Here is a 10,802-nt window from a genome sequence, read left to right as displayed (position 1 = left end):
CCTGAAACTAGGCAATTTCCTTCATACATATCATCTGCATTTTGTACAGTTCCTAAGTTCTAGATTTGTAAGATTTGCCTAAATCCTACAGTAGAGATTACCAGTTCTTTGGGTAATTCCCAATTGCTCAACTAAAATTAAAAGTCTAAAGTCCAAAATCCTTTAAAGATGCAACCTACTGATCCTAATAAATTTACTGATACAGCCTGGGAAGCGATAACCAAATCCCAGGATATAGTCCGCGCTTATCAACAGCAGCAACTAGAAGTTGAACATTTAATTATTGCTTTATTAGAAGAACCCACCAGTTTAGCTACATCTATCCTCACCCGTGCTGAAATTGACCCAGTGCGCTTACAGCAACAATTGGAGGCTTATACCCAACGTCAGCCAAGGGTAGGAAAGAGTGATCAACTTTACCTCGGACGTAACTTGGATTTACTGCTCGATCGCGCTGAACAAGTTCGTGCAAAAATGAAAGGGGTAGAAATCTCCGAAGGACATATCCTCCTGGCCTTTGCTGATGATGAACGGGTGGGGAGAAGAATATTTAAAGCTTTGGCTGTGGATATCCCCAAACTAGAAGCGGCTGTGAAAACCGTTCGCGCTACCCAAAAAGTCAAAGAACCAGAGGCTTCAGAAGCACCATATCAAGCTTTAACCAAATTTGGCCGAGACTTGACAGAACAGGCAAAAGCTGGTAAACTTGATCCCGTTATTGGCAGGGATGATGAAATTCGCCGAGTAATTCAGGTGTTATCCCGTCGGAGTAAAAATAATCCTGTATTAATTGGTGAACCGGGAGTAGGTAAGACAGCGATCGCTGAAGCATTAGCCCAGAGAATGGTTAACGGTGATGTTCCCGAATCGTTGAAAAACCGTCAATTGATTTCCTTGGATATGGGAAGTTTAATCGCTGGGGCTAAATACCGGGGTGAATTTGAAGACCGGTTAAAAAATGTCCTGCGGGAAGTGATAGAATCAAACGGGCAGATTGTCCTGTTTATTGACGAACTACACACCGTTGTCGGTACAGGTTCTAACCAACAAGGGGCGATGGATGCGGGAAACTTGCTGAAACCAATGTTGGCGCGGGGTGAGTTACGTTGTATTGGTGCGACAACTTTGGATGAATACCGCAAACACATCGAAAAAGATGCAGCCCTAGAACGTCGCTTTCAACAAGTATATGTAGATCAACCCAGCGTGGAAAACACAATTTCCATTTTGCGCGGTTTAAAAGAACGTTACGAAGTCCATCATAACGTTAAAATATCTGATTCTGCCTTGGTAGCGGCTGCCACATTGTCAGCCCGTTATATTTCCGAGCGGTTTTTACCAGATAAAGCCATTGATTTGGTAGACGAAGCAGCCGCAAAACTGAAAATGGAGATCACCTCCAAGCCGGCGGAATTGGAAGCTATTGATAGACGTTTGATGCAGCTAGAAATGGAAAAGCTGTCTTTAGCAGGAGAAGAAAGCGGAATTTCCCCAACTAGAGAGCGTTTACAGCGTATTGAGCAAGAAATCGCCAGTTTAACAGTTAAACAGCAAAAATTTAATGAACAATGGCAAGGTGAAAAGCAGTTATTAGAAGCTATTAGTCTTTTAAAGAAAGAAGAAGATGCGCTGCGGGTGCAAATTGAACAGGCAGAACGGGATTATGATTTAAATAAAGCGGCTCAACTCAAGTATGGTAAATTGGAAGGAGTGCAGAGCGATCGCGAAATCAAAGAAACCAAACTGCTAGAAATTCAAAATCAAGGTTCAACCTTACTCCGCGAACAAGTCACCGAAGCTGATATTGCTGAAATCGTCGCTAAATGGACAGGAATCCCCGTTAATCGGCTTTTAGAAACAGAACGACAAAAGTTACTAAAACTCGAAAGTCATTTACACCAAAGAGTTATCGGTCAAGAAGAAGCCGTTTCTGCCGTTTCCGCCGCCATTCGTCGCGCCCGTGCAGGGATGAAAGACCCTTTTCGCCCCATTGGTTCATTTTTGTTCATGGGACCGACTGGGGTAGGTAAAACCGAACTCGCCCGCGCTTTAGCTCAGTTTCTCTTTGATTCGGATGATGCTATGGTGCGCTTGGATATGTCCGAGTACATGGAAAAACATTCAGTTTCTCGCCTTGTGGGTGCGCCTCCCGGATACGTCGGTTATGAAGAAGGTGGTCAACTTTCCGAAGCTGTGCGTCGCCATCCTTACTCAGTGGTGTTGCTGGATGAAGTGGAAAAAGCCCACCCTGACGTATTTAATATTTTACTGCAAGTGTTAGATGATGGCAGGATTACAGATTCCCAAGGAAGGGCTGTAGATTTTCGCAACAGTGTGATTGTGATGACAAGTAACATTGGTAGTGAACACATTTTAAGCGAAGGGGGAACAGGAAACGAACAACGGGTAATGGATGCTTTGCGGGGTCACTTCCGTCCCGAATTTCTCAACCGTGTGGATGATATAATTTTGTTCCATACCCTCAGCCGGTCAGAAATGCGCCATATTATCCGCATTCAACTAAAACGGGTGGAAAATCTGCTGAAAGAGCAAAAAATATCTTTTGAGATATCCCAAGCAGCTTGTGATCATTTGGTTGAGGCTGGGTATGATCCAGTTTACGGTGCGCGTCCTCTGAAAAGAGCAATTCAAAGGGAAGTTGAGAATGCGATCGCTACCAAATTATTAGAAAATACTTTCATCTCTGGTGATACAATTATCATCGACAAGGATGAACAGGGGTTAACTTTCAACAAAAAAGTCCCTGTAAAGGTGTCGGTGGTACAGAATACTGTCAAGTTAATAGAGGCATCTTCTGGGGATAACTTTTGATAGCGATCGCTCACATTATAGACTTCCAAATAAAAAATATCCCAAAATTTCTTGTGATGCAGGCATCTTGCCTGCTAATAATACAAGATTGGATCATCTTTTTTGTGGACTTCTCTAACTTCAAATTATGTTTATAGGCATTATAATTTGAAAACACGTTCTAATTATTGGCAACTTCTACCCTTAATCCGCACCCAATGGGAAACCATCACTAAGGGATTTGTGGGTATTTTAGGCTATGTATTGGCAACTTTAACCTTAATTAATTTAGCGGGTAAGTTAGCAACCCCCTTTGGAGAGGGTAATGTCATAGCGATCGCTCAATTGGCCGGAATCTGCGCTTTAATATTTTTGGTGCGTGGTTTTTTCCAATCCATGCAAGATTTATACATGGCCAAGGCTGCATTAAGAATAGCCTTTCTCCTCCGTCAGCAAGCCTACTCACACCTGCAAAAACTCAATCTCAGCTATTTTGAAACCGCAAAAGCAGGTGATTTATCTTACCGTCTCACTGAAGATGTTGATCGAGTCGGGGAAGTGGTAAATAAACTCTTTCACGATTTTGTTCCCTGCGTTTTGCAGTTGGTCGCAATTCCCATCTACATGATATACTTGAACTGGCAACTTACCCTAGCCACAGTCATTGTTGCCCCACTGATGGGAATTTTAATTGGTTGGTTTGGGGAAAGGTTACGCAAGTATTCTCTCACCAGTCAAAACCGCGTTTCTGATTTATCGGCCATTTTGACGGAAGTTTTCAGTGGTATTCGCTTAATTCAAGCTTTTGCAGCCGAAGAATACGAAATTGCCAGATTTAGCTATGAAGCAGAACGCAGTTTAAAGGCCAAATATTCAGCCGAAAGGTTAAAAGCTATTCAAATCCCCATTGTGGGGTTTATGGAAGCCTTGAGTGCGTTATCGTTGTTGATGGTGGGAACATGGCAGATATCCCAACGCAATTTAACTGTAGGCGAATTTTTTAGTTACTTGGCGGCTGCGGCCTTGTTAATTGACCCCATTGGACACACTACTAATAATTATAACGAATTTAAACAAGGTGAAGCATCAGTAGATCGGGTATTTGAGTTGTTAGCAATTAAACCGACTATTTTAGAGAAATACACTGCGATTAATTTGCCCCAAGTACAGGGTAAAGTCGAATATCGTGACGTTAGCTTTGCCTATAAAGCTGGTGAGCCTGTATTAAATAATATTAATTTATTGGTGATGCCGGGACAAGCGATCGCTCTCGTTGGTGCTTCGGGTGCCGGTAAAAGTACCTTTGTCAACCTTTTACCCCGTTTTTATGATCCCACACCAGGGGAAATTTTGATTGATGGTGTGAATATTCGGGATGTAAAATTAAACAGTTTAAGACGACAAATTGGGATTGTTCCCCAAGAAACGATGATGTTTACGGGGACAATTGCTCAAAATATTGCTTTTGGTCAAAATTCCTTTGAGATGGAAACTGTGGAAGCAGCAGCGAAAATTGCCAATGCCCATCAATTTATTATGGAGTTACCGGAAGGTTATAATACTTGGGTAGGTGAGCGTGGTGTAAATTTATCTGGTGGACAAAGACAGAGAATAGCGATCGCTCGTGCTGTGCTGCTAAACCCCAGGATTTTGATTTTAGATGAAGCGACATCTGCGTTAGATTCAGAATCGGAAGCCTTGGTACAGGAGGCTTTGGAAAGATTGATGGAGAATCGCACGGTGTTAATTATTGCTCACAGATTATCGACAGTGAGAAAGTGCGATCGTATTTTGGTTTTAGAAAAAGGACAAATTGTAGAATCGGGAAATCATGAAGAATTATTAGCGGTTGAAGGTAGATATGCGCGATATTATGCTCAACAGTTTAGTTAGAATTTAGTTATTTATGCAGGAGTAAATTTTATGTCGAATCACAGTGGAAGCTATATGCTCAATGAATTGATTACAATTTTGATACGAGAGCATTGTTTTGATCATTTGGATCAAGAAAAGAAGCAAAATTTGATTGAAGAAATTGTCAAACTAGCCAGTTATCAATATGATTGTAATTCAGGGGAAATTTTAGAAGGACACACAGATTATTTTAAGATATGTTATTGTTGTTTAGCAAAAACCAGTGATCTTGAATCTGGTCTTTGTGTAAAATGCAGGTAATTACCAGCAATTCTCATGTTGAAAGGATTTTACGCCATTTCAGCGATCCCCGAATTTGTTAAGAATTGTAAAACCCTATAACCGCAAGGGTTTAAATGTCATGAAACCTTAAAATGAGAATTGCTGGGTAATTACATAATATATCGCTCTTTTTTTGTTTCGCGCAAAGACGCAAAGACGCAAATAAGGGTTTTGTCAAGAATTATAACTAACATAAATTAATTTGTGGTTTCTACTTGCCAATCTTCCAGAGAAATTTCTGCGGTTTCGATAGCTTTAATACAAAAAGTATTAATATCTCTGGCTGATAAGTTTACATTCACAAACACCCCACTTTCTAATTTTCTCGTATCCCGAAATTCCTTTTCATCTGTACTAATAAAACGGGGAAATTGTTCCATAATATCTTTAAATTTATCTGGTTCTAAATCAGCAATCACATTTAAAGTTGTTTCTAAAACATCACGCCAAGTTTTAACAGCATATTCTTGAGTAAATATTTTAATTTGTTTTGGCTTTGTACCAGTGAATTTACTTTTGGGCTGATTTACATGATTTTCCTTACCAAAGTAAGGCCAAATTTGTAAAATTCTTTCGGCTAAATATAAACTCCTTTTTTCTATATCTTCTCTTTTCCAAGTCTCTTGATTTTCAAAGTATTTATTGATTTCTAGATGACTATTAATCAATATTTGTTTTTTCTGGATAAATTCAGCGTTATATAATTCACCATTGTAAGCTGTAATAGTTATATTACCCAAAGAGTGTAGTAATAAATTATGAGTTATCCCCCAATTTTCCCCTAAATGTTCTTGCCACCATTTAGTTATAGTCTGAGGCATAATATGTTCAACAGTCAGATTAGTAAAAGAGACTTGTTCTTTATGATGAAAAGATTCTTCTATAGATTCTAAGATTAATTTACCTTTCTCAGTACGTCCAGCACCGTATAATTTTACATCCAATAAACTTTCCTTAAATTCTTTATCATGGGGATAACTACGGTTTTGTAAATCTTGCTTTAATAGTTCCACAAAATTAGCATGAGCTAAATTACTTTCCTTACTCACTTGAGAATATAGCACAGAAAAGATTCTATTTAATCCCCTAGTTTGCACATTACAAACAAATCGGCGAATAATGAAATTTTCTAAAATCTGCAAAACAGAAATAAAATCTACTTCTGAAAGTTTATTTTCTTCATAATCATGATAACAATTAAGTAAAAATGGATAAACAGTAGCTTGTTCTAAACGGTTGATTCTTTCCAGGTAACGACGAATTTTTAAGTTATTCTCTTTAATTGGATTTAAAAGTTTTGAATAATATTGAGAAAATTTATATAACTCTTGTAAATAATCAATAGCATCTCTTTTACTCATCCTCTCTTTAATCTCAAAATAAACTTCATCTTTCTTGATTTCTACACCATCTCTTGTTAAATAATGTCTGATAAAATCTGTTAAATTATCATCTAGACTTTTTTGCATTGGTAGCCAATAATTATTATAAGCAGATTCTTGATTATCTGTATTAATTTTCAAGAAAAAATAATTACGAATTAAATCAGCCTGTGTTAAAGGTTCACCCTTAGCATTGAGACTTTCAAAGACTAAATGAGGATTATCTTCTGCACTTAAAACAACGCTCACAATAGATAAATAACTAGAAATGACTTGTTTAATCTTACCAAAATCTAAATTAATTTGTCGGATTTTCCTCTGAAAAAATACATAGCATTGTTGAATACTTTGGTCGTTGTTATATTCTTCTTGATTAATTAAACTATAAAATGATTTTCTATCTACTTGGGTAGGTTGCAATTTATAAATATCAGAATCTTGCTGATATTGATTAATAAGAAATTTATTATGTAATTCTTCTGCTAATTGCTTATTAGTATCCTTAGCTTGATCTCGTAAAGCACAAAACAAAATAAAAATAGTAGTTAAACGTTGTTGTCCATCAATTAATAAATATTTGCTTACTCCTTCTGGTAGTCCAAAAACTGGTATGGTAACAATAGAACCCATAAAATGAGGACGAGGATTTTCCGTATTACATAATTCTAAAATATCATTCCATAATGCTTCCCACTGAGATTTTTTCCAACTGTATGGTCTTTGAAATAAAGGTACAATATATTGTTTATCACCTTGAATAATCTCTCTGAGCTTAGTTTCTGATCCTTGCATAATTAATGTACTCTGATTTATTCAATAGTTGTTATAGTAGTATAAAACAATCTTGTATCAACAGGATTAGATTGCGTAACAAAATTCAACATTTATAATATCCAGATATCCAGGGAATAAATTCACTTTCTGGAAATATCGAAGCAGCATATTGTAAAGAGAAAGATGTGATCTCAAGTTGGTCTTCTTCTGTCCAAGTATCACCTTCATCAATAATAGATAAATTTTTCTCAACTAAATTAGTTTCTAATGCTTTTAGTATGAATCTAGCAATTATATCTTGTTCAGTTTCAGGAAGTTGCTTTATTTGTTTAATAGCTTCTTCAAGTAATTGAGTCATAGTTTTTAACGTTAATCATTATCTATTATACTAGATATGAGACAGCCAGGGAATTTATTCCCTGTTTAAGAGGGTGTTTGAAAAGTCTAAATTCTTACTCGCCCTGGCGACTAGAAGTCGCGGCTATACAATCGAAACCCACCTCCGTGGGTTGTAAACCCTTTATTTGACCTTAGTCCGCGCAGGCGGACTTTGTTTGTGTAGTAGCGATTTATAATCGCCGGAAACTTTTCAAACATCCTCTAAAACCGACTCATAAAAAATCTCTCTTTCTCTCTGCGCCTCTGCGCCTCTGCGTGACCAAATCATTAGGCTGTGAAAAATCCAAAATAGCTTCCGAAAGCGCATCTAACTTTTCACCAGATAACTCTTTAATTTGTGATTCCAACTTTGTCAAAATCTCCCCAATACGAAGTTTTCAGCTTTCACTAGATATTTATCACTATCCCCTAACGGCAAAAATCATTTCCTCTACAGTTCGCAACAATTCCTGCTCATTATAGGGTTTAGAAAAGTAAGCTCGCGCCCCTAATTGTATTGCCAATTGTCGATGTTTATTACTACTTCTAGAAGTAAGCATGGCAATGGGGATATTTTTTAACTCATCATTAGAATTAACACATTCCAAAAAGCCGTAACCATCCATTCGGGGCATTTCAATATCACAAATTATAGCCTCGACCTTTAACCCATTTTGCAGTTTTTCCCAAGCATCCTGACCATCTTTAGCTTGTTCTACTTGGTATCCTCCTTTTTCCAAAGTTAAGGCCAAATAACGCCGGACATTAATCGAATCATCAACAATTAAAATCATCCCTTTTTGGCGAGTTGGTCTAGCTGGGAGTTGTTGTTTTTGTGGTGTGATAAAAGCTGTTTTTAATCGAGTTGTAGGAATTTTATTACTTCTGTGGGGACGTTGATTATTATTAATCCAGGATAATAATTCGGTGGCATTAATTAATGGTACTACCCGACCATCACCGAGAATTGTACAGTTGCTAAAACCGTTAGGTAAAGGAATATTTCCTTCCACTTGACGAATAGCCACTTCTTGTTCACCCCAACAACGATCTACTTGCACGGCTACAGGTTGAGAATCGCTTTTAATTATTAATATACTACTGGCGTTAATTGCCGTAGGAGTGACTAATTCCAGGCTATTATAACGAGAACAATTAAACTCAAAATATTCACTCAATCGCATCAATGGTAAAGTATTATCTTGCCATTTTAAATATTCTTTCTCATCTTTTAACAAAAGCTGATCATTTTGTAATAAAAATATTTCGTTAACAACATCAGTAGGAAATGCCAGCATCATAGGTTGACGAGCATCGATCTCTACTAACAATACTCTTGTGATCGAAAGTGTAAAGGGAACTGATAAAGTAAATGTTGTACCAATTCCCTTCTGAGTGTTAACCTTGATATCACCTTGGACAAGTTTGAGGTTATTACGAACTACATCCATCCCCACCCCACGACCAGATAAATTAGTTAGTTTTTCAGAAGTAGTAAATCCAGGCTCAAAAATTAAAGATAACAGTTCCTCGTCATTAGCATTAATTAATAATTCTCTATCTAAACCCATAGAAAGAGCGCGTTGGCGAATTTTTTCTAAAGAAATTCCCTGTCCATCATCATGGATAGTAATAATTGTGCGATCGCTTTGATGAGCCGCTTTAATTTCAATTAGCCCTTGTTCTGGTTTCCCTTGTGCCTGACGGGTAGCCGGATCTTCAATTCCATGATCAAAGGCATTCCGTAACAGGTGCATTAAAGGGTCATTCAAAGCTTCTAAAATACTGCGCTCAATTAGAGTATTACCACCTTCAATTTTTAACTGCACGTTTTTACCATATTCCACATTTAAATCGCGGATAGCTCTAGGAAAACGCTCTACTAAATCAGCAACAGGACGCATCCGCACTTGCGTTAATTTTCTCTGTAATTGTTTCGATGTTTTATTGAGTTTGCGAGTTATTTCATCAGTATCATCAACACTAACTTGAATATCAGTTGTCACTTCTGCAATCTGCACAATGGTTTCCATGATATTTTGCGATCGCAGGTTAATTTTTTGTTCACGCTCTATTTTTAAATCATCAACAATCCTATCTATAATTTGTGTCTGATAATTGTCCTCTAATCTAGATTGAGGTGTAATCTTTTCATAAGCAGTATGTAATTCTTGATGTTCTTGATCTAAAATTTGTACTCTTTGATTTAGATTTAAAACCAGTTTGCGTAATCTTTCTAATTGTACACTTAACCCATTCCTCTGAATAATTATTTCCCCAAATAAATCGTTAATTTCTTCAAGTTGTTTACTGGGAACTCGAACTGTATTATCATGTTCTTTATTTAGATGAACTGCGTCAACTTTTCGTTCTATAGGCGTAGTATCGGGAACTAATAATGTATTGTTTTGTAAAAGTTCCACATCATGAATTTTCGTTGTAGCTATTTCTAAATCATCAATAATATCTTCTTTAAATTCACCCAAATAAATTTTTGTGGGTAATTTATTCCGTTGATTAGTCAAAACTAAAGCTTGCGATCGCCGCCATGCTTGTAATGCTAACTGGGTAATTTCGACAAAGCGATTTGGCGAAGAGGCTAAATGCTCACTGACTGACTGACAAAGCTGGGTAAAGGCTTCTAATTGCAGCATTTCCCCCAATCCACCTAACTCAGATGCCATCGTCGTGATTTCTGCCTGTAACCCCACTTGAGCCGGATTTTTCAACAATGATTCTAGACGCACCAAACACTCTTCCACCTCTGTTTCAAACAACAAAGGTATAATTTCCTGCCCTTCATCCGATGACAGTACACTGGTAATATTTTCAGCAGGAGGTTCACCCAAGCGATCGCGCAACTCATCAAAAATAGGATAACAAAAAGTTCCCAACCACACATCATCAGGAGAATTTCCCTCTGATAATAATTCTGCAATTTGTCTAAGCCAATCCACTCCAGATAACATCAAACTCTGCAAATGAGTATCCACCTCTAAAGAATTTTTCCGGGTTTTTAAAACCTTAAAAGCATCCTCTATCCGGTGAGCCAAATTACTCAAAACTCGAAACCCCATCATCGCTGCCCCACCTTTAATCGAGTGAGCAGCCCGCATTGCCGCATTTATTCTTTCAACATCAATATGTTTATTAGTTTCAATTTCTAGCAATACCCCTTCCAAGGTATTTAAATAATCATTTGCCTCTTCCAGAAACTCCATCTGAATTTCTAGTTCTTTATCGTTTATCATTGGTAATTGG

7 protein-coding genes are annotated in these 10,802 nt (G+C 37.5%); 3 read left to right on the top strand and 4 right to left on the bottom strand.

The features are described 5' to 3' along the window. Positions 1-168 precede the first annotated feature (168 nt). The 3 genes from clpB to VB711_RS01340 all read left to right on the top strand — a co-directional run bounded on the left by clpB (position 169) and on the right by VB711_RS01340 (position 4,986). Positions 169-2,832: an ATP-dependent chaperone ClpB gene (gene clpB, locus VB711_RS01350; protein ID WP_323283874.1), complete on the top strand. Its 2,664-nt coding sequence runs from the start codon at positions 169-171 to the stop codon at positions 2,830-2,832. Between the two features lie 147 nt (positions 2,833-2,979). Next, positions 2,980-4,704, top strand: coding sequence for an ABC transporter ATP-binding protein (locus VB711_RS01345; RefSeq protein WP_323283873.1), 1,725 nt, complete (start codon positions 2,980-2,982; stop codon positions 4,702-4,704). A gap of 54 nt (positions 4,705-4,758) precedes the next feature. Next, positions 4,759-4,986, top strand: a complete 228-nt coding sequence (locus VB711_RS01340) for a hypothetical protein (RefSeq protein ID WP_323283872.1) — start codon at positions 4,759-4,761, stop codon at positions 4,984-4,986. Positions 4,987-5,204: 218 nt separating this feature from the next. On the opposite strand, the gene VB711_RS01335 is transcribed toward VB711_RS01340, so the two are convergent. From VB711_RS01335 to VB711_RS01320, 4 genes are all read right to left on the bottom strand, one after another. Then, positions 5,205-7,181: a DUF262 domain-containing protein gene (locus tag VB711_RS01335; RefSeq protein WP_323283871.1), complete on the bottom strand. Its 1,977-nt coding sequence runs from the start codon at positions 7,179-7,181 to the stop codon at positions 5,205-5,207. Between the two features lie 85 nt (positions 7,182-7,266). After that, positions 7,267-7,521 (bottom strand): hypothetical protein, encoded by a 255-nt coding sequence (locus VB711_RS01330; RefSeq protein ID WP_323283870.1) that lies wholly within the window; start codon positions 7,519-7,521, stop codon positions 7,267-7,269. 253 nt (positions 7,522-7,774) lie between these two features. After that, positions 7,775-7,930 (bottom strand): DUF4351 domain-containing protein, encoded by a 156-nt coding sequence (locus VB711_RS01325; protein WP_323283919.1) that lies wholly within the window; start codon positions 7,928-7,930, stop codon positions 7,775-7,777. A 33-nt stretch (positions 7,931-7,963) separates the two neighbouring features. Then, positions 7,964-10,792, bottom strand: coding sequence for a hybrid sensor histidine kinase/response regulator (locus VB711_RS01320; protein ID WP_323283918.1), 2,829 nt, complete (start codon positions 10,790-10,792; stop codon positions 7,964-7,966). Positions 10,793-10,802: the final 10 nt, after the last annotated feature.

This window comes from Cronbergia sp. UHCC 0137, from assembly GCF_034932285.1.
Lineage (GTDB): Bacteria > Cyanobacteriota > Cyanobacteriia > Cyanobacteriales > Nostocaceae > Cronbergia.
The sequence above is the reverse complement of the archived record's forward strand: the minus strand, read 5'-3'. Positions and strand labels throughout refer to the sequence as shown.

What these genes read in the sequence shown, in the direction of transcription:
- clpB (WP_323283874.1), top strand. Translation starts at nt 169, where the DNA reads ATGCAACCTACTGATCCTAATAAATTTACTGATACAGCCTGGGAAGCG.
- VB711_RS01340 (WP_323283872.1), top strand. Translation starts at nt 4,759, where the DNA reads ATGCTCAATGAATTGATTACAATTTTGATACGAGAGCATTGTTTTGAT.
- VB711_RS01335 (WP_323283871.1), bottom strand. Translation starts at nt 7,181, where the DNA reads ATGCAAGGATCAGAAACTAAGCTCAGAGAGATTATTCAAGGTGATAAA.
- VB711_RS01330 (WP_323283870.1), bottom strand. Translation starts at nt 7,521, where the DNA reads ATGACTCAATTACTTGAAGAAGCTATTAAACAAATAAAGCAACTTCCT.
- VB711_RS01320 (WP_323283918.1), bottom strand. Translation starts at nt 10,792, where the DNA reads ATGATAAACGATAAAGAACTAGAAATTCAGATGGAGTTTCTGGAAGAG.